This window comes from Flavobacterium davisii (assembly GCF_019565505.1).
GTDB lineage: Bacteria > Bacteroidota > Bacteroidia > Flavobacteriales > Flavobacteriaceae > Flavobacterium > Flavobacterium davisii.
On the sequence record NZ_CP067378.1, the window covers coordinates 1,534,026 to 1,560,372 of the forward strand.

The 26,347-nt window shown below is 30.8% G+C and carries 21 protein-coding genes, 1 tRNA gene and 7 pseudogenes; 22 read left to right on the forward strand and 7 right to left on the reverse strand.

Annotation, left to right across the window (positions count from 1 at the left end; all coding sequences use genetic code 11):
* Position 1 precedes the first annotated feature (1 nt).
* Positions 2–655, reverse strand: a complete 654-nt coding sequence (locus JJC05_RS07455; protein ID WP_105195977.1) for a metal-dependent transcriptional regulator — start codon at positions 653–655, stop codon at positions 2–4.
* A 93-nt stretch (positions 656–748) separates the two neighbouring features.
* Between JJC05_RS07455 and JJC05_RS17010 the strand changes: the two genes are divergently transcribed.
* The gene (locus JJC05_RS17010) at positions 749–1,063 is read left to right on the forward strand and encodes a carboxypeptidase-like regulatory domain-containing protein (protein ID WP_258929618.1); all 315 of its coding nucleotides are present in this window, start codon (positions 749–751) and stop codon (positions 1,061–1,063) included.
* Between the two features lie 11 nt (positions 1,064–1,074).
* On the forward strand, positions 1,075–3,009 hold the full coding sequence (locus JJC05_RS17025) for a TonB-dependent receptor plug domain-containing protein (protein WP_309597469.1): 1,935 nt from the start codon (positions 1,075–1,077) through the stop codon (positions 3,007–3,009).
* A 599-nt stretch (positions 3,010–3,608) separates the two neighbouring features.
* Here JJC05_RS17025 and JJC05_RS07465 read toward each other — a convergent pair.
* Positions 3,609–4,997: pseudogene (locus JJC05_RS07465) on the reverse strand (dipeptidase).
* Positions 4,998–5,185: 188 nt separating this feature from the next.
* Here JJC05_RS07465 and JJC05_RS07470 point away from each other — a divergent pair.
* The 14 genes and pseudogenes from JJC05_RS07470 to JJC05_RS07525 all read left to right on the forward strand — a co-directional run bounded on the left by JJC05_RS07470 (position 5,186) and on the right by JJC05_RS07525 (position 15,828).
* Positions 5,186–5,267: transfer RNA gene (locus JJC05_RS07470), tRNA-Leu, on the forward strand.
* A 328-nt stretch (positions 5,268–5,595) separates the two neighbouring features.
* Positions 5,596–6,069, forward strand: a complete 474-nt coding sequence (locus tag JJC05_RS07475) for a hypothetical protein (RefSeq protein WP_105195975.1) — start codon at positions 5,596–5,598, stop codon at positions 6,067–6,069.
* Between the two features lie 32 nt (positions 6,070–6,101).
* Positions 6,102–7,543: pseudogene (locus tag JJC05_RS07480) on the forward strand (lipopolysaccharide biosynthesis protein).
* 50 nt (positions 7,544–7,593) lie between these two features.
* Positions 7,594–8,027: pseudogene (gene dut / locus JJC05_RS07485) on the forward strand (dUTP diphosphatase).
* Between the two features lie 109 nt (positions 8,028–8,136).
* Positions 8,137–9,147 carry a sugar phosphate nucleotidyltransferase gene (locus JJC05_RS07490; RefSeq protein WP_105195973.1) on the forward strand — a complete coding sequence of 337 codons (1,011 nt, stop codon included), beginning with the start codon at positions 8,137–8,139 and terminating at the stop codon, positions 9,145–9,147.
* Between the two features lie 199 nt (positions 9,148–9,346).
* Positions 9,347–10,693 carry a tetratricopeptide repeat protein gene (locus JJC05_RS07495; protein ID WP_105195972.1) on the forward strand — a complete coding sequence of 449 codons (1,347 nt, stop codon included), beginning with the start codon at positions 9,347–9,349 and terminating at the stop codon, positions 10,691–10,693.
* A complete protein-coding gene (lolB1, locus tag JJC05_RS07500; protein ID WP_105195971.1) occupies positions 10,690–11,475 on the forward strand; it encodes a lipoprotein insertase outer membrane protein LolB1 in 786 nt (261 codons plus the stop codon). Before JJC05_RS07495 ends, lolB1 begins: the two co-directional genes overlap by 4 nt.
* A 15-nt stretch (positions 11,476–11,490) precedes the next feature.
* Complete coding sequence (locus JJC05_RS18115; protein WP_309597445.1) at positions 11,491–11,706, forward strand: hypothetical protein; 216 nt, start codon at positions 11,491–11,493, stop codon at positions 11,704–11,706.
* Positions 11,666–12,040: a hypothetical protein gene (locus tag JJC05_RS18120; protein WP_309597446.1), complete on the forward strand. Its 375-nt coding sequence runs from the start codon at positions 11,666–11,668 to the stop codon at positions 12,038–12,040. The genes JJC05_RS18115 and JJC05_RS18120 overlap by 41 nt, the downstream gene beginning before the upstream one ends.
* A 58-nt stretch (positions 12,041–12,098) precedes the next feature.
* Positions 12,099–12,704 (forward strand): murein hydrolase activator EnvC family protein, encoded by a 606-nt coding sequence (locus JJC05_RS18125; protein WP_309597447.1) that lies wholly within the window; start codon positions 12,099–12,101, stop codon positions 12,702–12,704.
* Between the two features lie 86 nt (positions 12,705–12,790).
* A complete protein-coding gene (locus JJC05_RS07510) occupies positions 12,791–13,201 on the forward strand; it encodes a BrxA/BrxB family bacilliredoxin (protein WP_235878692.1) in 411 nt (136 codons plus the stop codon).
* Positions 13,202–13,295: 94 nt separating this feature from the next.
* Positions 13,296–14,025: pseudogene (locus JJC05_RS07515) on the forward strand (lysophospholipid acyltransferase family protein).
* 13 nt (positions 14,026–14,038) lie between these two features.
* Entirely contained in the window at positions 14,039–15,040 is a 1,002-nt protein-coding gene (locus tag JJC05_RS07520) for an acyl-ACP desaturase (RefSeq protein ID WP_088392809.1), read from the forward strand.
* A gap of 143 nt (positions 15,041–15,183) precedes the next feature.
* On the forward strand, positions 15,184–15,828 hold the full coding sequence (locus JJC05_RS07525; protein ID WP_105195969.1) for an HD domain-containing protein: 645 nt from the start codon (positions 15,184–15,186) through the stop codon (positions 15,826–15,828).
* A 424-nt stretch (positions 15,829–16,252) separates the two neighbouring features.
* Here the strand turns inward: JJC05_RS07525 and JJC05_RS18765 are convergent.
* From JJC05_RS18765 to JJC05_RS07550, 5 genes and pseudogenes are all read right to left on the reverse strand, one after another.
* Positions 16,253–17,033: pseudogene (locus JJC05_RS18765) on the reverse strand (enoyl-CoA hydratase/isomerase family protein).
* 4 nt (positions 17,034–17,037) lie between these two features.
* A pseudogene (locus tag JJC05_RS07535) lies at positions 17,038–18,515 on the reverse strand (sensor histidine kinase).
* Positions 18,515–19,063 carry a CopD family protein gene (locus JJC05_RS07540; protein ID WP_235878834.1) on the reverse strand — a complete coding sequence of 183 codons (549 nt, stop codon included), beginning with the start codon at positions 19,061–19,063 and terminating at the stop codon, positions 18,515–18,517. Before JJC05_RS07540 ends, JJC05_RS07535 begins: the two are co-directional and overlap by 1 nt.
* Positions 19,063–20,073 (reverse strand): ferrochelatase, encoded by a 1,011-nt coding sequence (hemH, locus tag JJC05_RS07545; protein WP_105195967.1) that lies wholly within the window; start codon positions 20,071–20,073, stop codon positions 19,063–19,065. The genes JJC05_RS07540 and hemH overlap by 1 nt, the downstream gene beginning before the upstream one ends.
* A gap of 89 nt (positions 20,074–20,162) precedes the next feature.
* Positions 20,163–21,028, reverse strand: a pseudogene (locus JJC05_RS07550) (helix-turn-helix transcriptional regulator).
* Between the two features lie 231 nt (positions 21,029–21,259).
* Between JJC05_RS07550 and hemA the strand changes: the two are divergent.
* From hemA to JJC05_RS07575, 6 genes are all read left to right on the forward strand, one after another.
* On the forward strand, positions 21,260–22,570 hold the full coding sequence (gene hemA, locus JJC05_RS07555; RefSeq protein WP_088392334.1) for a glutamyl-tRNA reductase: 1,311 nt from the start codon (positions 21,260–21,262) through the stop codon (positions 22,568–22,570).
* Between the two features lie 31 nt (positions 22,571–22,601).
* Complete coding sequence (hemC, locus tag JJC05_RS07560; RefSeq protein WP_105195965.1) at positions 22,602–23,567, forward strand: hydroxymethylbilane synthase; 966 nt, start codon at positions 22,602–22,604, stop codon at positions 23,565–23,567.
* An 87-nt stretch (positions 23,568–23,654) separates the two neighbouring features.
* The gene (locus tag JJC05_RS18130; RefSeq protein WP_309597448.1) at positions 23,655–24,020 is read left to right on the forward strand and encodes a uroporphyrinogen-III synthase; all 366 of its coding nucleotides are present in this window, start codon (positions 23,655–23,657) and stop codon (positions 24,018–24,020) included.
* Positions 24,021–24,061: 41 nt separating this feature from the next.
* Entirely contained in the window at positions 24,062–24,352 is a 291-nt protein-coding gene (locus JJC05_RS18135) for a uroporphyrinogen-III synthase (protein ID WP_309597470.1), read from the forward strand.
* Between the two features lie 42 nt (positions 24,353–24,394).
* Positions 24,395–25,456, forward strand: a complete 1,062-nt coding sequence (gene hemE / locus JJC05_RS07570; RefSeq protein ID WP_105195963.1) for a uroporphyrinogen decarboxylase — start codon at positions 24,395–24,397, stop codon at positions 25,454–25,456.
* Between the two features lie 352 nt (positions 25,457–25,808).
* Entirely contained in the window at positions 25,809–26,324 is a 516-nt protein-coding gene (locus JJC05_RS07575; protein WP_309597471.1) for a DUF3575 domain-containing protein, read from the forward strand.
* Positions 26,325–26,347: the final 23 nt, after the last annotated feature.

Genomic DNA, 26,347 nt, shown 5'->3' on the forward strand with positions numbered 1-26,347 from the left:
ATTATTTTAATTTAATAAATAAATTTTCTGCAATTTTATTGGAAATCATTAAATCTCGATTATCTATTTTAATATAAAGGGAGGCATCAAATTCCTCTTTACTTATTATACTAATTGTAGAACCTAATGATATATTTTGCTTATCCAAATATTGTAAAAATTCAGTTGATGAATTTTTAACCCCTACAAAAAGATAATCAATCATTAATTCTGCTTCGCTAAGAAGTAATTTAGGAATCCATTTTATCTCTCCATTTTTATTAGGTATAGGATCTCCATGTGGATCAAAGGTTGGAAAATCTAAAAATTCATCCAATTTATCCGTTAGTTTTTCAGATTTTATATGTTCTAATTCCTCTGCTAATTCATGAACTTCATCCCATGCAAAACCTAATTTATTTACCAAAAAAACCTCCCACAATCGGTGTTTTCTAATAATCATCTTAGCTGTATATAAACCTTTATCAGTTAGAGTAACTCCTTGGTATTTCTGATAATCTACTAATTCTTTTTCCGCTAATTTTTTTAACATATCCGTTACAGAAGAAGCTTTGGTTTCCATCATAAAGGCTATAGCATTCGTATTAACTCCTTTATGCGAAGCTCCGTTTAAATGATATATTACTTTTAGATAATTCTCTTCAGAATGAGTCATTTGTATTTCTTTTACACAAATATAAGTATAAGTTTTGTTTTAAAATAATAAAATTTTTAGATTTGTCTAAAAATAATTTTAAATAAAAATAAAATGAGATTTATATATGTGTTAATTTTTCTCTCTCATTCTATAACCTCTCTTTCTCAAATTCATATAGAAGGAATTGTTCGAACGGAAGACAATATTCCATTGCCTTATATGGAAATACTAATAAATAAAGCGGGATTAATAAAAACAGATTCTCTTGGCTATTTTAAATCTCCTTTATTAGAAAAAGGTCTCTATGAAATAGAAATTACAGAAAAAGGCTTTCAAAAATTTAACAAGAAAATTTATTTAAAAGACAACAACCCTACTCAATTAACCATTTATTTAATCTCTAAAAAGAAAAACACAATGATTTAGACGAAATTGTTATAACAGGCACTTTAAAACCCGTAAGTCGATTAGAAAGCGCAGTTCCTGTTGAAGTATTTAAGCCTACTTTTTTTAAAAAAAATCCTGTTTCTAATATTTTTGAAGGATTACAGAACATAAATGGTGTTCGTCCTCAACTAAACTGTAACGTTTGTAATACTGGAGACATCCACATCAATGGATTAGAAGGACCTTACACATTGGTATTGATAGACGGGATGCCTATTGTCAGCGGACTTTCAACCGTATACGGACTTTCTGGTATACCTAATTCATTAACTGAACGCATAGAAATTATAAAAGGTCCTGCTTCTTCTTTATATGGTAGCGAAGCCATAGGAGGATTAATTAATATCATTACTAAAAACCCAAAAAATGTTTCCAAATTATCTTTCGATGGATTTTCTACTAGTTGGGGTGAAGCCAATTTAGACTTAGGTTTTAAATTTAATTTTAAAAACACGGCTGTATTAACAGGAATCAATTATTTTAATTATTCTAATCCAATAGACAACAATAAAGATAACTTTACAGATGTTACCTTACAAGATCGCATATCAGTCTTTCAAAAATGGAATTTCAATAGAACGTCAAAAAAAGTTTTTTCTATTGCTGGACGTTATTTTTATGAAGATCGATGGGGCGGACAAATGCAATGGAACAAATCTTTTAGAGGAGGCAATCAAGTATACGGCGAAAGTATTTACACAAAACGTTATGAAATATTAGGGCTATACGAACTCCCTATAAATGAAAAAATGAAAATAAATTTTTCCTATACTAATCACAATCAAAACGCAGCTTATGGTACCACAATCTATTTAGCTCAACAAAACATTGGATTCGGACAATTTACATGGGATAAAAACATTAAAAAACACGATTTCCTTTTCGGATTTGCTACACGCTATCAATTTTACGATGACAATACAGTTGTAACCCATCTAGCAGATAAAAACTGGATTTTAAGTACTTTTTTACAAGATGAAATAAAACTTAATAAGCAACATAATATATTATTAGGCATACGATATGATTTTAACAAAAATCATGGAAATATCTTTACACCTAGAGCGGCATACAAATGGAAAATAAACAATAATACCATAACAAGGCTTAATATGGGAACTGGTTTTAGAGTTGTAAATTTATTTGCCGAAGAACATTCTGCTCTAACAGGCGCAAGAGAAATAATCATCGTAGGCAACCTAAAACCTGAACAATCATACAACGCCAATATTAATGTTTTACATAAATGGTATTTAACAAATGGAAGCTTCATCAGCTGGGAAAATACCATTTGGTACACCTATTTCACTAATACCATTTTACCTGATTACGAAACCAATACAAATGCTATTATTTATAAAAATTTAAATGGTTTTGCCGAATCAAAAGGAATAAGCTCCAACTTTGATCTAATTTTAGGCAATGGATTAAAAGCTAGTATAGGTGCTACTTTTATGGATGTATCTAAAAATACAGATGGAATACAAACAAAACCATTATTAACAGAACGTTTTTCAGGAACATGGTCTTTATCATATACCATTCCAAAATGGTCTTTATCATTTGATTATACAGGAAATCTATATGGCCCTATGAAATTGCCTCTATTAGGCAATGCTGATCCAAGAAAACCATATTCATCAACATATAGCATTCAAAATATTCAATGCACGATTAATAAATTTAAAAATAGTGAAATTTATTTAGGAATTAAAAACTTCTTAAATTGGACTCCTAACAAAGGGAATCCTTTTATTATTGCACGTTCAGATGATCCTTTTGACAAAAATGTACAATACGACAAAGGAGGCAATATAATAGCAACTCCTGACAACCCATACGCACTTACATTTGACCCTACTTATGTATATGGTCCTAATCAAGGAATTAGAAGCTTTATAGGAATCCGATATTTCATGAATTAAGGAAAAAATCTTAAACCTAGATTACGCAATAGATTTTGTGATGAAGATAAAAAGAATAAAAAAAAATAAAATAAACGTTTTTTTCGTACTAGATGTATACATTTAAATAACAATAGCTTAATGCACCTCTATTACTTTTCCCTTTCACTAAAATAACAATCTTTTAGGTTAATCCAATTTTTTAAAAACACATATTTTTTAATTGAAATCCTTTTTATTTATAACAAAATTTCAAAGTTTAATCTAAATTAAATCAATATAATCTATTTCTCAATTTAAAAAATTATTATCTAAAAAAGTCCGTTTTTGAATAAAATTACTTCAAAAACGGACTTTAAATTTAAAGAATCTAGATTTTAAAATAGTTACAATCTAATCTTTTATATATCTTTTTCAATACCAAAGAGACTATCCTGCATTATTCACTTTACAAAGCACTAGGAGAATTTCAGCTATTTAAATAGTTTAAAACTTTTTTAACAAACTGTAAAATAGTCTTTTGCTCTACATTCCATTTGTTTTTGATCCACAGTCTTATTATGCAGTCCAAAAAAACTAAAATCTAGAATTGGGTTTCAATCAAAAAAGTTGCAACGACTTTATTTATTTAATTCTGTGAAATATTTATAAAATAAAGGAATCGTTTCAATACCTTTTAAATAATTAAAAATACCATAATGTTCGTTAGGTGAATGAATAGCATCGCTATCTAACCCAAATCCCATCATTATAGTTTTAGATTTTAATTCTTTTTCAAATAAGGCTACAATAGGAATACTACCTCCCGATCGAACAGGAATAGGTTCAACTCCAAATGAATCATTGTAAGCTTTAGCAGCTGCTTGATAACCTATACTATCAATTGGCGTTACATAACCTTGTCCACCATGATGTGGCGTAACTTTAACTTTTACCGCTTTTGGAGCAATACTTTCAAAATGTGTTTGGAATAATTGTGTTATTTCTTCCCAATCTTGATTAGGCACTAAACGCATAGAAATTTTTGCATAGGCTTTACTTGCGATAACGGTTTTAGCACCTTCGCCTGTATAACCACCCCAAATACCATTTACATCCAAAGTAGGACGAATCGAATTACGTTCGTTAGTCGTATATCCTAATTCACCATATTCTTCCGCAATATCTAAAGCTTTATTATAAGCTTGTTGACTAAAAGGACGTTTTGCCATTTGGGTTCTTTCTTCATTTGAAAGTTCTTCCACTTTATCGTAAAAACCGGGTATTGTAATATGATTGTTTTCATCATGCAAAGAGGCAATCATTTTGGTTAAAACATTAATAGGATTAGCAACTGCTCCCCCATATAAACCAGAATGCAAATCGCGGTTTGGTCCAGTTACTTCTACTTCTACATAACTCAACCCTCCTCAATCCTGTTGTAATAGAAGGTTGTTCATTAGAAATCATACCTGTATCTGAAATCAAAATTACATCATTAGCTAATTTATCTTGGTTTCTTTCGACAAACCAACCCAAACTTTTAGAACCTACCTCCTCTTCACCTTCTATCATAAACTTTACATTACAAGGCAAACAGTTATTTTGAATCATATATTCAAAAGCTTTCACGTGCATATACATTTGCCCTTTATCATCGCAAGCACCGCGAGCAAAGATGGCGCCTTCAGGATGTAGTGCTGTTTTCTTGATTACAGGCTCAAAAGGAGGAGAATCCCATAGTTCAATAGGATCCGCAGGTTGTACATCATAATGACCGTATACTAAAACCGTAGGTAAATTTTTGTCTATAATTTTTTCACCATATACAATTGGATAGCCCGGTGTTTCACAAAGTTCAACAAAATCGCATCCTGCTTCTTCCAAACTCTTTTTACCGCATCCGCCGTATCCATTACATCCTGTGCGTATGCGCTATCAGCACTTACTGAAGGTATTTTTAATAATTCAATTAATTCGTTAATAAAACGTTCTTTATTATTTTGAACGTATTGTTTAATATTTTCCATTTTTAGTCCATATAGTAAAAGTCAAATATACAAATTGCTTGATCAAAACAATCTAATGATGTTTTTAAAATTTAGTTTTTAAAAAAAATCACAAAAAAAGTAAATAAATTATTTGTTAATTAAAAAATATGCCTATATTTGCACTCGCAATCAGCAACCAAACAAAACGGTTAAAGATTCCAAAATTCGCGGGTGTGGCGAAATTGGTAGACGTGCCAGACTTAGGATCTGGTGTCGCAAGACGTGTAGGTTCGAGTCCTATCACCCGCACAAAATTAAGACTTAAACAACTTGTATATCAAGAGTTTAGGTCTTTTTTTTTTTTGTTTTTACCCTTAAAATACCCTCTTTTTTGGGATCAAGAACAAAAGTTCCCCACAAATACCTAAATTTATTGTTTTTTTTAACACAGCTAAGTCCCATACAGAATCTAGATTCAATTAGCATTCAAAATCTTATAAAAAACAACCATTATTCAACCCTTTAACTTGTTTGGTATATTTTTTGATAATTTTGACGAGTTTTAGATATTTGTTAAAAATTACAACCCCACAACAAATGACAAACTTTTTTTCAACATTTTAATCGTTTAAGTAATATGAAAACAACTTATCTCTTCATACTCTCCTTCCTATCTTTTATAGCATATTCACAAAAAAAAGCACCTTTTATTATTCAGGAATGTTACTATCAATCTTGGATAGCTGGTATAAAAGGTGGAGGTTCAGGTACCGATTTTCATATTCTATTTCAAAATGAGTTACCAAAAGACTTAGAATTAAGTAAAATTTATTTTCAAAATAAAACAGCTATTCCCCAAAAAATAAACCCAACAGAATATCTATTCAGTTTTAAAGAAGAAGCTAATAGACACCCTAATGAAGAAAATACAGAAGACAAAAAAAATAGCCCTTCTACCACAACACAAAACCCTTTAAAAATTACTTCTAAGCAAGCTATTTTAGAATATTATTATAAAGGAAACAAAGCTATTTTTAAAATTAAAAAAGTAAAAGCAAAAGAAATACTCGCTTATCCATCTGCTAGAACAGATGAAAATGATAAAAATTAATACTTTTGTACATTTAAAATAACACAACCATTTTGGGCATTTATAAAAGTTTATTTAAGCAGACACTAATCTACGGTTTAGCTACGGTATTACCCCGTATGATTAGCTTTTTATTGAACCCCCTATACGTAAAAAAATTACCTAAGTCAGAATTTGCTGATGTATCCATCATTTTTGCTTATCTCATCTTTTTTAACGTAGTCCTTTCCTACGGAATGGAAACGGCCTTTTTAGATTTTATAATCAAGAAGAAAACAAAAAAAACGTTTTTAAAACATCATTAGTGTCACTTTTTTGGTCTTCTATATCTTTTCTGGCATTTTCATTAATCTTTCGAGAAAGCATAGCCCATTTTATCAATGTAAAAAAAGAATATATTACATACACCATTTGGATATTAGTTTTAGATGCACTGGTTGTTATTCCTTTTTCAAAATTACGTGCTGAAAAAAATCAATGCAATATGCCGTCATCAAAATTTTGAATGTTATCATTAACTTCAGTTTAAATATATTTTTCTTACTAATATTACCACGCATCTCGAAAGAAAACCCAATCAGCACATTATATTTTGATCATTTTCAAGTAGGCTATATTTTTATTTCAAATGTTCTAGCTAGCTTATTTACTCTAGGAATGCTATCCAATCATTATATAAAACGAGAAGGTATTTTTGATAAAAAATTATGGCTTAAAATGATCCAATATGGTTTACCTATTCTTTTTCAGGAATTGGATTTGCAATTAACGAGCACTTTGATAAGATTCTATTAGAAAAATTGCACGTTTCTAAATCAGATATTGGAGCCTATTCTGCTTGCTATAAACTAGGAATGTTTATGGTTCTATTTCGTACAGCGTATACTCTAGGGATAGAGCCCTTCTTTTTAGTCATGCTAAAAACCAAGATGCGCCTAAAACCTACGCTACGATAACTAAATATTTTGTAATATCAGGTTCTTTTATTCTACTCTTTGTAATTGTTTTTATAGATCTACTTAAACAACCTTTAGTACCCAATGCCGCTTATTGGGATGCAATAAAAGTTGTACCATTAATTGTTTTAGCTAATTTTTGCTTAGGAATTTACACCAATTTATCTGTATGGTATAAACTAACCGATAAGACCTATATAGGCACTATAATTTCTCTTATAGGAGCCCTTCTAACTTTACTCTTCAACTACTGGCTAATCCCTATTATGAGTTATTACGGTTCAGCTATTGCAACCATTGTAGCATACGCAAGTATGATGTTCATTTCCTATTACCTAGGACAAAAAAGATACCCTATTCCGTATGAAATGAATAAAATTGCAAGCTACATAACAATCGCTATTACATTATCCGCCCTATCATTTTATGTCCCATTTTTACGCCAAAGTTATATTTTTGGAATATTTACCTTAATTTTATTTGGATATTATATTTACAAAAATGAAAAAGAAATTTTTTTAAAGATAATCAACAAATAAATTCGATACTTTTAACAAATCTCCCATTATTAAAATAGTATATAAATAACATGGAAATAAAAATTGTAAATAAGTCAAAACATACACTTCCTCATTATGAAACTGATTTATCAGCAGGAATGGATTTAAGAGCTAATTTGGAAGAGTCTGTTACAATACCCCCACTTGGAAGAGTATTAATTAAAACCGGTTTGTTTATAGAATTACCACAAGGATACGAAGCACAAATAAGACCTAGAAGCGGTTTAGCGCTCAAAAAAGGAATCACTGTTTTAAATTCACCGGTACCATAGATGCTGATTATCGTGGTGAAATAGGTATTATACTAGTTAATTTATCTAATGATTTTTTTGACATTGAAGATGGTGAACGCATTGCTCAGCTAGTAATTGCTAAACATGAACGTATTTTTTGGACTCCTGTTGAAATACTTTCCGACACAGACCGAGGTCAAGGAGGTTTTGGCAGTACAGGAGTAAAATAAAGTGATACCCAATAAAATAATTAAAAAATCGAATATTAAAAATAGTAAATAAATTTTAAAAACTACTCTCCCTGTAGTAATCCTCTTCTGAGGGCAAGGGACTAATCTTATGAAAATTATTGTACCTATGGCAGGTCGTGGCTCACGTTTACGACCTCATACTCTAACCGTTCCTAAACCATTAATTCCTATTGCAGGAAAACCCATCGTACACCGATTAGTAGAAGATATTGCCAAAGTAATCAATCAAGATATTGAAGAAATCGCTTTTATAATTCACGAAAGTTTTGGTAAAAAAGTAGAAGACGAATTAATCACTATAGCTCAAAATCTAGGAGCAAAAGGAACCATCTACTATCAAAACGAAGCATTGGGTACAGGACATGCTATCATGTGTGCAAAAGAATCTCTTTCAGGACCTACCGTTATTGCTTATGCGGACACTCTTTTTAAAGCAGATTTCACTTTAGACACAGCTGCTGATAGCGTTATTTGGGTAAAACAAGTAGAAAACCCAGAAGCCTTTGGCGTAATTAATCTAAACGAATCCAATGAAATCATTGAACTAGTAGAAAAATCGTCTACTTTTGTTTCTGATCTAGCCGTTATTGGAATTTACTATTTTAAAGATATAGCCATCCTAAAAAATGAATTGCAAGCCGTTTTAGACAATAATATCATTCACGGTGGCGAATACCAAATAAATGATGGTATAAAACAAATGATGGATAAAGGAATGAAATTTGTTCCTGGAAAAGTAGAAGAATGGATGGATTGCGGAAATAAAAACGTAACAGTAGAAACCAATAGTAGAATGCTCAATTTCTTACACGCAGATAACGAAAACATGGTAGCTTCTTCTGCTCTTATTGAAAATTCTACTATCATTCCTCCTTGCTTTATCGGAGAAGATGTAGTCTTAAAAAATTCTACTATCGGACCAAATGTATCATTAGGAAAATCAACTCATCTAACAAACGTTACCATCAAAAATAGTTTAGTTCAAACACATGCACATTTACGCAATGCTGATCTAGATAATGCCATGATTGGTAATCATGCCACTTTTGATGGAAACTTCAAAAGCATCAGTATAGGCGACTATTCTACACTAGAATAAAAACATAAAGAGGATGTCCAAAAAGCTGGCAATCTGACCAACAAAAACAACAAACAAAATGTTATTTTTTTACTTTTTGGACAACCTCTACTTTTAAAAACAAAAATATACTATCTTAACAATCCGTTTTTATAGTAAATACAATCCGGTATAATTAAAAGCAATACCTATTTTACCGCTAAAAAGAAAGTCTCAATATATGCATAAGATAATATACCAATTAACCTGTTTTATATTAGCAACCAGTACACATACTCTTTTAGCCCAAGTAAACCCTGAAGAAATAATCTCAGAAAATGACACTTTTCAAGAAGCATTTTATGAATCATTAAAACAAAAAGGAATTGAAAATTATGACAAAGCCATTATTGAGCTAGAAAAATGTTTGCAACTCCAACCTCATAATGCCTTTATTTATCATGAATTAGGCAAGAATTATTATTTAAAAAAAGATTACATTCTCGCTGAAGAAGCCTATAAAAAGGCAACTGAAATAGAGCCAAAAAACAAATGGAACTGGATTGATTTATATGAGGTATATTATCAAACTAAAAATTATAACCAAGGAATATTAACCCTTCAAAAAATCATTCCTTTGGATAAGAAATACAAAGAAGACTTACTGGCTTTATATATGTATACTCGTCAATTTGACAAAGCTTTGTTATTGATTAACGAGTTAGATGAATCTGAAGGAAAATCCGAAAGAAGGAATCAATATAGAGCCGAAATTAATAAGCAAACCAATAATAATGCAGGTCATAAAGCCGATCTAGAAAAAGCAATAGACAACAATCCTTTAAACGAAGAAAACTATCTTTCTTTGATCACCCAATACTCCGAAACTAACCAAGAAGAAAAAGTAAAAGAAGTAATCCAAAAGCTACAAAAAAACATCCCTAACTCTGAGTGGGCTGCTGTATTCCTATTTAAGTATCATATAAATGACGGAAAAGGCACAGAAGCTTTTAATAATCTTGAAACTGTCCTAAAAAATAAAAAAATAGACAAAAAAATTAAAATCAAAATGTTCAATGAATTTTTAATTTTTACTTCTAAAAACCCCGCTTTTGAAAACCAATTATCAAAAGTTACTTCTTATTTTGAAGGCGATCCAGAATTTAATGTATACAAAGAAGTAGGTAAATTTTACTTCAAAAAAAAGCAATGGGATTTAGCTATCCAAAATTTTGAAAAATCAAATACCCTTCAAAAAAATGATATAGAAATAGCCCTATCCCTTCTTATTTGTCAGGAAGAAAAAAAGGACTATCCAATTATGTTAAAAATAGCAACAGATTATTTAGATCTGTTCCCTAATCAACCCGAATTTTATTACTTTGCAGGAAAAGCAAATTTTCAAATAAAAAATTATAAAAAAGCCAACGAATTGTTACAAATCGGTCTAGATTATATAGTAGAAAATCCTATTTTAGAAATCAACTTTCTTAATTTAATAGCGGAAGTTACCATGGCTTTAGGTGAACCTAAAAAAGCAGAAGAATGGCAAAAAAAAGCAATGAGCATTAAAAATAAAACAAAATGATCAAAAAGATTATAAGTACACTAAGCATAGCACTAATAGTCGTTTCCTGTAAAACGAAACAAAATCTTGTTATTCATCAAGAAAACAAAATACCAGTTGTTACAGAAACACTGAAAAATGTCATCAAAAATCATGAAACTCTCAAAAGAAATTTTAAAACCGCTTATATAAAATCAAACATAGACTACAAAGATGAACAACAATCGTCTAACATATCCGCGGATATTCGCATCAAAAAAGATGAAATGATTCTTGTAACAGTCAAAATACTAGGTTTTACTGTAGCCAAAGCACTATTAACTCCTACTTCTGTCAAATATTACCAAAAAATAGGGCAAAAATTTTTTGATGGAAACTATACGATATTAAGCAACTGGTTAGGTACAGAATTAAATTTTCAAAAAGTTCAAAACTTACTTTTAGGAAAATCTATAGATGATCTTTCCTCAGGTCAATATACTATGAAACAAGAAGAGAACAATATAAACTTAATAGAAACAACAACACCTAATTTCATAAAATCCTATTCATTTGATCCCCACTATTTTTGGTTAAACAGTCAAGAAATAAAACAAATAGAACCCGATCAAAAAATGATGGTTCAATATGCAAACTATAATTCAGCTCCAGAAGCTATTTTGCCAATGAAACTTGTTATTTTTGCAATTCAGGGTAATAAAACCACGCAAATTACAATAGAAAATGAATCCGTTAACTACAATGAAGAACTAACGTTTTCATATAGTATACCAGAAGGTTATAAACCCATAAAAATTAATTAAAAGAATTAATAAATTATGCTAAAACATATCTTATCCCTTGTTTTTATTCTTAGTACTACCATGTTCTGGTCTCAGGAAGAAGATAGACAACGCAAATTAGAAGAACAAAAAGCCAGAATTCAAGAAGAAATTCGCCAAAAAGAACGTTTATTAGGAGAACAAAAAAGAAAAGAAAAAGATGTAACCAAAATTGTTGCACAACAAAAAGAAAAAAATAAGCCTGCAACTTAAGCTAATCCGTACAACAGAAAAACAAAAGAAAGTTTTAGGAAACAGCATGTATATTAATCAGATAAAAGTAAATCAATTAAAAAAAGATTTACAAATTCTTAAAGAAGATTATGCTGAAATGATTGAAAAATCATACAAAAGTCGTTCAGAACAAAGCAGGGCTATGTTTATTCTATCAGCCGACAACTTTTTACAAGCTTATAAAAGAGGACAGTATATGAAGCAATATTCTAGCTTCCGAAAAATGCAAGGTGAAGAAATAAAAAGTAAAACAAAAGATCTAGAAAATTACAATACCAAATTAGGAGTACAAAAAAACAAAAAGAAAAATTAATCGCTATAAGCGAAAAAGAAAAAAAGATCTTGAAGTAGAACGTCAAGAACAAGAACGATTGTTAAATAGCATTAAAAAAGATAAAAAGAAAATTATTGCTGAAATTCATAAAAAACAAAAAGAATCCCGCGCTATTGAAAGACAAATAGATCGTTTAATACGAGAAGCAATTGCTGCAGCTAACAAAAAAGCAGGCAATACGACTAATACCACTACTTTTGTATTAACACCCGAAGCAAAAGAGTTAGCAAACGATTTTCGTTCAAATCGAGGTCGATTACCGTGGCCTGTAGAAAAGGGCGCTTTAACTAAACGTTTTGGTCGTCAGCCTCACCCTTTAGAACCGTCAATTATGATTGAAAGTAGTGGAATTGAAATTTCTTCTGAAAGAGGAGCGCAAGCTCGTGCTGTTTTTGGAGGAGAGGTGAGTGATGTACAAATGGCCGCTAACGGCACTGCAACAGTTGTCATTAGACATGGTGATTACATTACTTCCTACTCTAATCTTAGCAGTGTAAACGTGAGTAAAGGTCAAAAAGTAAGCACTAAACAAACCTTAGGAAGTATTCATTACAATAGCTTCACAGGCAAAGCAGTTTTAAAATTCTACATCTATCAAAATACAACAAAACTAAACCCTCAATCGTGGATTAAAGGTTTATAGAAAATACTAAAATCATATTAAATAAAAAGGTTACAATAGAAAAGTTTGTAACTTTGTAAAACAATAACTTTTAACATATAAAGAATATGTATCCAGAAGAAATGGTTAAACCAATGCGCGAAGAGTTAACAAGCAACGGTTTTCAAAATTTATATACAGCAGATGACGTAAAAAACGCCATTACAGCAACAGGTACTACACTGGTAGTTGTAAACTCAGTTTGTGGTTGTGCTGCTCGTAATGCCCGTCCGAGAGCTATAATGAGTTTATCAGGTGAAAAAAAACCAACCCATTTAATTACTGTTTTTGCAGGTGTCGACAAAGAGGCCGTAGACGCTGCTCGTGAACAAATGTTTCCGTTCCCGCCCTCTTCACCAGCAATGGCATTATTTAAAGATGGAGAGTTAGTACACATGTTAGAACGTCATCATATAGAGGGAAGACCAGCGGAAATTATTGCTGAAAACTTAAAAGATGCTTATAGCGAATTTTGTTAAAATCATCCCTTTTTTATTTTTTATAAATGTCATCTAGAAATAAGATATCTAGATGACATTTATTATTTTTGGCTATTACAAATTAAATGAGCACATGCTAAAACTTATTTCTTACCCATTATCGCTCTTATTTGGAGTTCTTTTTTTCTTTGGTTACTTATTTTTCATCCTATACAATGGATTTGTTTAAAACTATTTGGGTACAACGCACACAGAGTAAGCGTAGCCGTTCTTAATGCTTTTTTAGTAAGAACCACTCAAATATTAGGAACTACTTATAAAATAAAAGGAATGGAAAATATACCTAAAAACAAACCGTTAATCATTGTTGCTAATCATCAAAGTTTATACGATATTCCTCCCTTTATCTGGTTCTTACGAAAATGCCATCCTAAATTTATAAGTAAAAAGAGTTAGGCAAAGGTATTCCTAGTGTTTCATTTAACTTACGTCATGGCGGTTCTGCCTTAATTGACAGAAAAGACTCAAAACAAGCTTTACCCGAAATAAAACGCATAGCAGAATATATTAACAAACATAATTATTCCGTCGTGATATTTCCTGAAGGCACAAGAAGTAAAACAGGAATACCTAAACCTTTTTCTATTAATGGTTTAAAAATGCTTTATAAATTTGCTCCCGATGCCTACTTTTTACCTGTAACTATAAATAACTCATGGAAAATGACACGCTATGGCCAATTTCCATTAGGTTTAGGCAGTAATATCGAGCATATCATTCATCCTCCTTTAAAAATATCCGATTATAGTTTTGAAGATTTATTTCAAAAAACAGAAACTATAATCAAAGAACATATAAAATAATTATACTCATCTTATGGAAAAATTAAACAATATCCGCTTGGAAGTCATGCAGTATCTAGAAAAGAGCTTAGATTCTTTCGTAGAAAACTACTTACTACCTGTAGAAAAGATATGGCAACCAAGTGATTTATTACCCAATTCTGAAGGCGAAAATTTCATAGAAGAAGTTACAGAACTTAGAGAAATAGCAAAAGATTTGCCTTATGATTTTTGGGTAGTTTTAGTGGGCGATACCATTACAGAGGAAGCTTTACCAACTTATGAATCATGGTTATTAGATGTTGAAGGAATACAACAAAAAGGACCTACAGGAGATAACGGTTGGGCCAAATGGATTCGTCAATGGACTGGCGAAGAAAATCGTCATGGTGATGCACTTAATAAATATTTGTATCTGTCTGGGCGGGTAAATATGCGAGAAGTAGAAATTACTACACAGCATCTAATAAATGATGGATTTGATCCCGGTACTGATCGTGATCCCTATAAAAACTTTGTGTTTACAAGTTTTCAAGAATTGGCCACCTATATTTCCCACATGAGAGTCTCTAAACTAGCTAAAAATTTTGGAGACAAAAAATTAGCCAAATTATGTAATTTAATTGCAGGTGATGAAATGCGTCATCATTTAGCATATAGTGATTTTGTCAACCGAATTTTCCAAGTAGATCCTAGCGAAATGATGCTGGCATTCCAGTATATGATGAAACAAAAAATTACAATGCCTGCAAATCTTATTCGCGAATCTGGAGAAGCTATAGGCACCGCATTCGAAAAATTTTCTGAATCCGCTCAACGTATTGGAGTTTATACTGCCACTGATTATATCGAAATTATGGAAAAATTAATTCAAAAGTGGGAAATAGACAAAATCACGCATCTTACAGATGAGGCAGAAAAAGCACGTGATTATCTGATGAAACTGCCTGCAAGAATGACTCGACTAGCGGAAAGAATGGTTACTCCTACAGAAGAAAAATTATTTAAATGGGTTCAACCATCTTTAATAGTTTAAAACATCAATCATGAACAGGAGAGGTTCTTAAAAGTAAAAATCAAAATTTAAATCTCCTTTTTGTCAAATCTAAATAAAAGGCCAAATAATGTTAGATCATAAATCAAACAACTTTTAAGACGGCCTTTTTTAATATATATTCCATGGAAATTATAGAAAAAACAATTGATTTTGTAAAACAGCAATTAGCAGAAGCAGAAGGCGGACACGATTGGTTTCATATAGAACGCGTATATAAAAACACCAAGTTAATAACAAAAGAAGAAGAATGTAATGAAACTGTTGTTTATCTAGCCGCTTTATTACACGATATAGCCGATAGTAAATTTCATAACGGTAATGAAACCATTGGTCCTAAAATAGCTGGTGATTTTCTTAGATCACAAAATGTCGATCAGGATATTATTGACCATGTGGTAAAAATCATAGAAAATATTTCTTTTAAAGGAGGAAATTTCACCTCTCCCTTTCATTCTAAGGAGCTTGCTATTGTTCAAGATGCCGATCGTTTAGATGCTATTGGTGCCATCGGAATTGCTCGAACATTTAATTATGGTGGATTTAAAAACAGGAAGCTATACGATCCTAATATTAGACCTAATTTAACCATGAGTAAGGAAGAATATAAAAATACAACATCACCTACTATTAATCATTTTTATGAAAAATTACTTCTTTTAAAGGATAAAATGAATACTACAACGGGAAAAAGAATTGCCTCACAACGCCATTTGTTCATGGAGCAATTTTTAGAACAGTTTTACGATGAATGGAAAGGAATGAAATAAAAATACCTCCTTTTGTGACTATTTAAAAATCAAGGAAAAATCATTCGTTTTAAAAATTATCATTCACAACCTATCTTATTCTTCATTAGGGTTTAGAAATTTATTACGGATAAATAAGGACTTTAAATATACAAACACACCTTAAAACCCCCGTTTTTTAAAGTTTTTATTAAAAAACGGGGTTAAATCAAAATATTAAAATTTTTATTTATGAAGTAGATTTCTTAATCCCAGATTTCGTCGTAAAACAAAATTTTTCAATAAATTCAAGTGTTCACGGAGAATTTTAGAAGACAAAATAGTCAACTATTTCGATGAATAAAATTGGAATACGTGCTTGAATTTGAAGAAAAATAAAGTGGAATAGATTTCTAATGTTGATTTAGGTTAAAACAAACTGTTTTAAAACCTTCCATTATACTTATTATTTCCCTTCAAAAGCAGGTTTACGTTTTTCTAAAAATGCAGTAGTTCCTTCTTTAAAATCAGCAGTAGCAAAACATTCTCCAAACTTCTTAATTTCAACTTCAAAACCATTTACCGCTTCATTATAATTTGCATTTACCGCCTCAATGGCTTTACCTATAGCAACAGGAGAATTACGTTGAATTTTATCAACTATTGCCATGTAAGTAGCAAACAACTCCTCTTGAGGCACTACATGATTTACTAAGCCAAACACTTGGGCTGTTTTAGCATCTATCATACCTGCTGTCATGATCATTTCCATAGCACGTCCTTTACCAACTAACTGTGCCAAACGTTGGGTTCCTCCATAACCGGAATCACACCTAATGAGGTTTCAGGTAATCCCATTTTAGCATTTTCAGAAGCAATTCGGAAATGGCAAGACATTGCAAGTTCTAAACCACCTCCTAAAGCAAATCCATTAATAGCAGCAATTACTGGAGTTTTCATATTTTGAATAAAATCGAAAAGTATCTCTTGTCCTTTTTAGCCAATTCAGCTCCTTCTGCCTCAGAAAAATGAGCAAACTCAGATATATCTGCACCTGCTACAAATGCTTTTTCGCCACTCCCTGTCAGGATAATTGTTCTTATATTTTCATTTGCTTCTAATTCTTTTAACCAATAGTGAAGTTCTTTAATCGTTTCAGAATTTAATGCGTTTAATTTTTCTGGTCGATTAATTGTTACTGTAGCTGTAAATTTCTCGTGTTCTACTAAAATATTTTTTAATTGCATCTTTTTATTTGTTTATGATAGGTAATGTTACTTTAAAAGTAGTTCCTTTATTTAATTCTGACTCAAAAGTAATCTTTCCTTGGTAATTTTCAATTATATTTTTAATTATAGCTAAGCCTAATCCCATACCACTTGTTTTTGTTGTAAATTTAGGTTCAAATATTCGTTCAAAATCTTCAACCGCTATTCCCTTTCCATTATCACACACACTAATAATCGTATTATTTTGTTCTTTTTTACGGATACTGAAACTTTTTTATTTATTTGCCCTTCTGGTATAGCTTGTATGGCATTTTTTACTAAATTGGTAATAATACGGATAAGTTGGGTTCTATCTATTTTGGTAATAATTTCTTTTGTACAAGGATTATATTCTATGTAATCTTCATTAAAAATATCCAATGCCATACTTACTACATCGACTACATTTAGTGTTTCGTTTTGTTGTGCTGGCATAGATGCAAAATTTGAAAAAGCATTAGCAACAGCGCTCATAGTATCAATTTGTTGGATAAGTGTTTTAGAAAAATCAACTACTTTTTGTTTAATATTCGGATCTTGAGGATTAAACCGCATTTCAAAACTCTGAACTGTTAATCGCATAGGAGTTAAAGGATTTTTTATTTCATGTGCTACCTGTTTAGCCATTTCTCTCCATGCACCTTCTCGTTCACTTTGTGCCAATTTATTAGCACTTTCCTCCAACTCATCAATCATTTTATTATACGATTTAATAAGTTTATCTATTTCGGAACTATGTGTTACTAAATCTATTTTTTTGTTCTTTTCTGTAAGGCTAGTTTCTGTAAGTCTACGCGAAATAGTTTCTAACGATTTGGTAATATATCTCGATAGGTAAAAAGCCAACCAAATGGCTAATGAAAACATTCCTAAATATACGCTTCCAAATATGGCTAAAAAATTTTCTATTTCTTGTTTATAATAACTATCATCTTGTTTGTAGGGGAGTCGTATAATGCCAATAGGTTTCTTTTCTATATGATCCATCAAATAGCTATAAGAAAAGTTATACACATCTCCTCTTGCCTCTCCTTCTCCTATAAATCTATTTTTGTCAGCATGCTTAATTTTATCCAACAAATTATCTGAAATATTAATTGTAATCTGTCCTTCTATCATGGGAGCTCTTGAATTAATAAGCATACGTCCTTGTAAATCATAAATATCAATTTCTAAATTATGAATATCTGCTATTTCAAATATTTTTTCTTTAAAAATAGAAGCTAAATTGGCTGTTATTAAAGGATGAGGAGTTGTTTCTAAAACGTATTCTATATGTTGCTTAATCTGTTCTTCTTTTCTTAGTAAACGTTCTTTATGGTATTCCTGACTTTCATATTGAAAATGAAGTATTGATACTAATGCAATCAGTACTGAAGATATTAATGTTATAAATATCAAAGCAAGAAAAATTCTGGCTCTTAAGGAAAGATTTTTACCCCGAAGGAATACATTCATCATTATTTTTTTTCTCGTATATTTTTATAAAACTTATAACCTAACATTAAAAGTATAGAAAAAAGGATGATACCTACCACGCCAAATATCCAATTTATAGCATTTTTTAAAATTACTAAAAAAACGACTGCAAATAAAATAATAGTTGCTCCTTCATTCCACAATCTAAAAAAGGTAGCACTTTTCTTTATTTTATTTTTTTGTAATTGAGTAAAAATCTGATGGCATTTTAAATGGTATACATACAAAATAAAAACAAAAGTTAATTTAACATGCATCCATGCTTGGGTAAGCCATACATTACCAGCCTGTGTAAAAAGCAACATCCAAAAGGCAAAAATACTAGCTAATATAGCACTTGGCCGGGTAATGATATACCATAAGCGATATTCCATTAATTGATATTGCTTAATTAAAATACTTTGTTCTGGCTCTGGTTTTTCCTTAGCCTCGGCATGATATACAAAAAGTCGCACAATATAAAATAATCCCGCAAACCACGTAATTACAAAAATAAGGTGCAATGATTTTATGTAGTTATACAATTCCATTAATTCCAGTTCTTTATCCAACTTGCTACAGTTTGTGCCCAATCATCACGATCATTTAAACAAGCCACTGTTAAAAAATTTTCCCCACCATTTTCTTTAAAACTATGAGCAGCCTCCATCCCTATTTCTTCTAAAGTTTCTAAACAATCCGAAACAAAAGCAGGTGTTACAACGGCTAAATTTTTAATCCCTTTTTGAGCCAATCCGTCAATTGTAGCGTCTGTATAAGGTTGTAACCAAGGATCTCGTCCTAAACGAGATTGAAAAGAGGTACTGTAACTTCCTTCTTCTAACTGTAATAATTCCGCTACTTGTCTGGTTGTTTCATAACATTGATGGCGGTAACAAAATTCATGTGCAGCCGAAGGGGTAACACAACATTTTCCATCAATTGCACAATGTGATTTTGTCACATCTGATTTTTTTATATGTCGCTCTGGTACCCCATGATAAGAAAACAAAATATGATTTGTCTCAAAACCTGTTAAAGCTTCTTGAATAGAAGTTCCTAAATTAGCAATATAGCTTTCTCTTTTATAAAAAGCAGGTATCGTTTTAAAAGTCATTGAAGGGTATTTCCTTTCGCGAATTTCTTCTGCTAAAACTAAAATAGTTTCTGTTGTTGCCATAGCAAATTGAGGATATAAAGGTAAAAGTAGCACTTCTGTTACTCCTTTGTCCTGCAATTGTTGCAACCCAAATTCTATACTAGGATTTCCATAACGCATAGCTATTTCTACTGGATAATCAACTAATTCTTGTACTTTTTTTTGCAAACGCTGAGTTAAAACAATTAAAGGGGAACCCTCTTCCCACCAAATTTTTTTATAAGCTGCTGCTGATTTTTTAGGTCGTGTATTTAATATGATCCCTTTTACTAAAAAAGCTCTTAATAAATAAGGGAGATCAATTACTCTTTCGTCCATTAAAAATTGATCTAAATACTTCTTGACATCTTTTACTTCGGTACTGTCGGGTGAACCTAAATTAACTAATAATACTCCTTTCATTTTTGTTTTTATTTTGAGACTTCAAATTGAAAATTAGATAAAACTTAAAACCATTTATATCTTATTATGTTTAATCTTTTGATCTATTTTTAATTTACTTTTTCTAATAAATATTTTTTAGGCGTAGTGCCAAATTTTTTTTTAAATGCTGCAATAAAATGACTAGCAGTACTATAACCAATTTTTAATCCTACTTCATTTACATTATACGACCCACTGTCTAATAAATTTCGGGCATATTCCATTTTATAATCAAATAAGAAACCATAAACTGTTTCTCCATAAATTTGCTTGAAACCTGTCTTTAGCTTTTTTAAGTTTAAACCTACTTGATCTGCCAATTCTTCTAGACCCGGTGGCTCTGACATGTTGGCAATAATAATTTCCTTTGCTTTTTTAAGTTTTTTTACATTTTCTTCATCTATCAAAAACGGACATTGTTCAATATCTGGATCTTCGTTTTTATTAAAAAATAAACTTAATAATTCATAACCTTTTCCTTTATAATATAAATTTTTAATAGTTGGATTTAAATTATAATGAAACATTTGATTTAAAACAATAGCCATAGAAGGTGTAATATTTTCTTCTCCATAATACTTTCTGTCGCGATTTTCTTCACTTAAAAAGGAATATGATCAGCATCATTAGTAAACAAACCATGAAATTTTTTAATAGAAATTAATATCGATATGATCCATGTTTTGGGTGCAATATCTATATGCAGTGGTAATTCTTTTTCTGGATTATAAAATAGAAGTGATTTTTCACCTTCTAACCCTATAGTATAACTTCCATTATTAAAAATAAATTTGCCTTTTCCTTTTAAACCAAAATGAAATTGAATTAATCCAGTCTTTACTGGACGTTCATACTTAACAACTTCCTCTGTGTCATTTTGAAATCTTAACAAAACAAATTCATCATCCATTTTTATCTCTTCAGTAGCACCCATAGCGACATTTTTTTACACAGGAAATTTTCTTAAACCCGTTTTATTATTTAGAATTATTCTATATAACAAACTTCTAAATAGCCTATTTTACAACAAAAGTAGCATAAATATCGCTAAAAACTCCAATCAACTATCAAAATAACTTATAGCGATACAAAAAGTACTTATAGCGTTATTTTGGAAAAACAAAACTAAATACTTTTGTTTGTAGAAAATTTGATTAGGATTTTAATGACACAGAATATTCCCTCAAAATCTGCCACTTTTTACGCAATTGGTTTAAGCTATCTGAAAGCGGATGCTGAAATGCGAGGAAAGTTTAGTTTGGATGAACAAGCTAAATCCAAATTAATTCAACAAGCCAAAGGAGATGGCTTAGAAAGTTTAATCGTTACTTCTACTTGTAACCGAACAGAGATATATGGGTTTGCACAACACCCCTTTCAATTAATTAGATTACTTTGTGAAAATAGCCAAGGTACTGTTGAGGACTTCCAAAAAGTAGCTTACGTTTATAAGAACAAAGAGGCTATAAATCATTTGTTTCGGGTAGGAACTGGATTAGACAGTCAAATTTTGGGTGATTTTGAAATTATTTCACAAATTAAAAATGCTTTTGTTTTATCAAAAGAACACGAAATGGCTAATGCTTATATGGAGCGTTTAGTAAATTCTGTTATTCAAGCAAGTAAACGTGTAAAAAACGAAACCGAAATATCATCAGGTGCAACTTCTGTTTCTTTTGCATCCGTTCAATATATTTTTAAAACCGTTCCCGACATTTCTGATAAAAATATTTTACTTTTTGGCACAGGTAAAATTGGTCGTAATACTTGCGAAAACTTGGTAAAGCACAGCAAACATGACCATATTACATTAATTAACCGCACAAAAGACAAAGCAGAAAAATTAGCTAAAAAATTAGATCTAATCGTAAAAGATTACGCTGACTTACAAGAAGAAATTCACAAAGCAGACGTTTTAGTTGTTGCCACAGGAGCACAAAATCCAACAGTTGATAAAACCATCTTAAATCTAAAAAAACCATTATTAATTTTAGACCTATCTATTCCTAAAAACGTAAACGAAAACGTTCAGGATATCCCAGAGGTGACTCTAATTCACATGGATCATTTGTCTCAAATTACAGATGAAACATTAGAGAACCGCAAAAAATTCATCCCACAAGCAGAAGCCATCATTGAAGAAATTCAAGATGAATTTATTACGTGGACAAAAGGTCGCAAATATGCCCCCACTATACATGCCTTAAAAGCTAAACTACAATCTATCAAAGAATTAGAAATGGCATATCAACGCAAAAAAATGTCTAATTTTGATGAAGAACAAGCAGAAATTATAAGCAATCGAATTATACAAAAAATAACCAATCATTTTGCTAATCATTTAAAAGATGAAAACACTTTGGTTGATGAAAGTGTTGATTGGATACAACGCGTTTTTCAATTGAGCCCACCAATCCCAAAAGGAAATATTTCTAAAACAGAAACTGTTCATACAGAGGATTTACAATCTTTATAAACACCTAGATGGCTCAAAATTAAAATTCTTCATGAAAAAAAACAAAGACAAAAAAATCCCCTCTTCGGAGGATAAAGATAGGGTAATAAAAATCGGAACTCGTGATAGTGAATTAGCTCTTTGGCAAGCACACACTGTAGAAAAACAACTAAATGATTTAGGCTACAAAACCGAAATTATAGCTGTAAAATCACAAGGTGATATTATACTAGACAAACCTTTATACGAATTGGGAATTACAGGAATTTTTACTAAAACACTAGACGTTGCCATGCTATCTGGTCAAGTAGATATTGCTGTACATTCTATGAAAGATGTACCTACTGCTTTACCACAAGGTATCGTACAGGCTGCCGTTTTAGAAAGAGCCAATACTGTTGATATTTTAGTACACAAAGGGAATACTGATTTTTTCAATACTGACACCTTAATTGCCACAGGAAGTCTACGCCGTCAAGCGCAATGGCTACATAAATATCCACAACACAAAACCGTTGATTTAAGAGGAAATGTAAACACTCGTCTTCAAAAATTAAAAGATAATGATTGGGGAGGTGCTATTTTTGCATCTGCTGGCTTAGAACGTTTAAATCTAAAACCCGAAACAACCATTTCTCTAGACTGGATGATTCCAGCACCTGCACAAGGAGCTATGATGGTAGTAGCAATGGCTGAAGACACCTTTGCAATAGAAGCCCTATCTGAATTAAATCATATCGAAACAGAAATTTGTACCTATATAGAACGTCAATTTTTGCGCACTTTAGAAGGCGGTTGTACAGCTCCTATTGGTGCTTTAGCAACTTATAACGAAAAAACAGATCAAATAGATTTCAATGGTGGTCTATTTTCAATTGATGGTCAAGAAAAAATAGCTATCAAACGCTCTTTTGATATTTCAGAATGGAAAAAATTAGGGCTGAATTGCGCCAAAGAAATCTTAGAGAATGGAGGTAGCGAATTAATGTATACCATAAAAAAACAATTAAAAAAATAAGTCTTCTACCTTTAAATTTATATGATAAAAATATAGTAACTCAACAAATGCTTTTTGTATTTTATATAGACCCTTTTTAGTATAAAAATGAAAATAATACAGCTCTTATCTACTAAAAAATTACCTCCTAATCAGAAGCATCTTTTGTTAAGCTCAAATTTTTCTATCATTGAAGCTGATTTTATTGAAATTAAAACAAAAAAGGTTCCGATAAAAGAATTAGGAGAGGCTCTTATTTTTACAAGTCAAAATGCTGTTCTTGCCATTTTAAATTCTGAAAATATAAAAGATCTAAGAAACAAAAAGATTTTTTGTGTGGGAATAAAAACAAAAAAACTATTAGAAGAAAACCATTTTGTTGTTGAAATTCACACTAATTATGCAGAAGAATTAGCAGACATCATCTCGTTAAACTACCCCTATTTGAATTATACCTTTTTAGTGGTAATTTAAGACAAGATATACTGCCTAAAAAATTAAAAGATTTTGGGATTATTTTCAACGAAATAGAAATATATGAAACTATTTTGGCACCTCAAAAAATTAGCACTAAACTTGATGGTATCTTATTTTATAGCCCATCAGGAGTTAAAAGTTATTTAAAAAACAATAAGATTACAGATGAAATATGCTTTTGTATTGGTACTACCACCGCAAAGGCACTAAAAAACATAACAAAAAATATTATAGTTACAAATCAACCATCTATTGAAAATGTAATTATTCAGTGTTTAAATTATTATAAATTGACTTGCTCCACACAAGAAAGCAATGAAATTACATAATGTTTAGTATATAAAAATTAATTATTTTAAAAAAGATATAAAATGAGCGATTCAAATATTACTCCTTTGGGGGCTAAGGGACTTAAAAATGATCTATTCTTAAGAGCATTAAAAGGAGAAACAGTTGAACGTCCACCTGTATGGATGATGCGTCAAGCAGGAAGATATTTACCAGAATTCCGAGCCTTACGAGATAAGTATGATTTTTTTACTCGTTGCGAAACACCTGAATTAGCCGCTGAAATAACAGTACAACCTATTCGCATAGTAAAACCTGATGCTGCCATTTTGTTCTCAGACATTTTAGTTGTTCCAAGAGCTATGGGGATAGAGGTCGAACTAAAAGACAATATAGGGCCTATTATACCCAATCCTATTCGCTCGATAGAACAAGTAAATCAAGTATACATTCCAGAAATAAAAGATTCCTTAGGCTATGTAATGGAGGCAATCAAATTAACCAAAGAAATGCTAAATAATGAAGTTCCATTAATTGGTTTTGCTGGTTCTCCTTGGACTATTTTTTGTTATGCCGTAGAAGGGAAAGGTTCCAAAAGTTATGATACTGCTAAAGGATTTTGTTTCTCACAACCTGAAGCGGCACACGCATTATTACAAAAAATAACAGATACCACTATTTTATATTTAAAAGAAAAGGTCGCAAATGGTTGTAATGCAATCCAAATTTTTGATTCTTGGGGAGGAATGCTATCACCAACAGATTATCAAGAATTTTCTTGGCAATATATCAATCAAATTGTAGAAGCATTAGCCCCTATAACAGAAGTAATTGTTTTTGGAAAAGGCTGTTGGTTTGCATTAAACCAAATGGCAAAATCTAAAGCATCAGCTCTAGGTGTAGATTGGACTTGTTCTCCTACACATGCACGTTACTTAACAGGAGGAAACATTACATTACAAGGAAATTTTGATCCTTCTCGTCTATTATCACCAATACCCACTATCAAAAAGATGGTACATGAAATGATTAACGAATTTGGAAAGGACAAATATATTGTAAATTTAGGACATGGTATTTTACCTAATATCCCTGTAGATCATGCTAAAGCATTTATAGATGCCGTAAAAGAATATCAAAAATAATAATACAAGGTTATAAATAAAGCTAGCATAATACAAATAATTTACACATTGTTTTAATTTTTATTTTCCCACACTATTATCACATAAAAGAGAGGATAATGGTAGCAAAACAAAAAGAATTAAGCTTTTAAATTATTTAGAATTATTTTAGCTTTATTGCTTTTATTAATAATTCCGTATTATTAGTTTATTTTTGAAAATTATTTACAAACCCATTAGAATCTTTTCCTAAATATTAATTATAAAATACTTCCTAAAATATTTTACAAGACCCATTTAAAAATATGCAAACACGATTTCAATTAAATAACAGATTTAATATATTCATAAAATACCTTACATTCTTTTTGTCATAAATAGCTATTCTCAAACTTCTGTTAAAGGAAATATCACAACAATTTTAGGATTACCTCAAATAGGAATAGAAACAAAAATAGGCAACAAGTTAACCTTTCAAGCAGATGTAATGGCTTCATTATGGGAATCCGTTAATAATGCTCCTCAGAAATTTGTAATCGTAATACCAGAAGTAAGATACCACTTTAATACTCTTGAAAAAGGATTTTATTTAGGAGGACACATTGGCGGTTCTAGCTATAAAATGCAAAAGTGGAACTACCTTAATTCAGGCAGATACCAAGAAGGATATAGCTTATTATTTGGGATGACTGTTGGTTTTAAAGTACCTGTAAACAATGCTTTTTCAATAGATATTTTTATGGGCGGTGGCTCTCAACAAGGATTTTATAAAGGCTATTTTTTAGAAACTGGAGAACGTTACGAAACAGCCAGTAATTTCAACAAAAGTGGCGAATGGCTACCTTATAGAGGAGGCGTTATGATTTGTTATAAATTGGGTAAAAATTAATCCTAACCCCTAATCCTAAATAG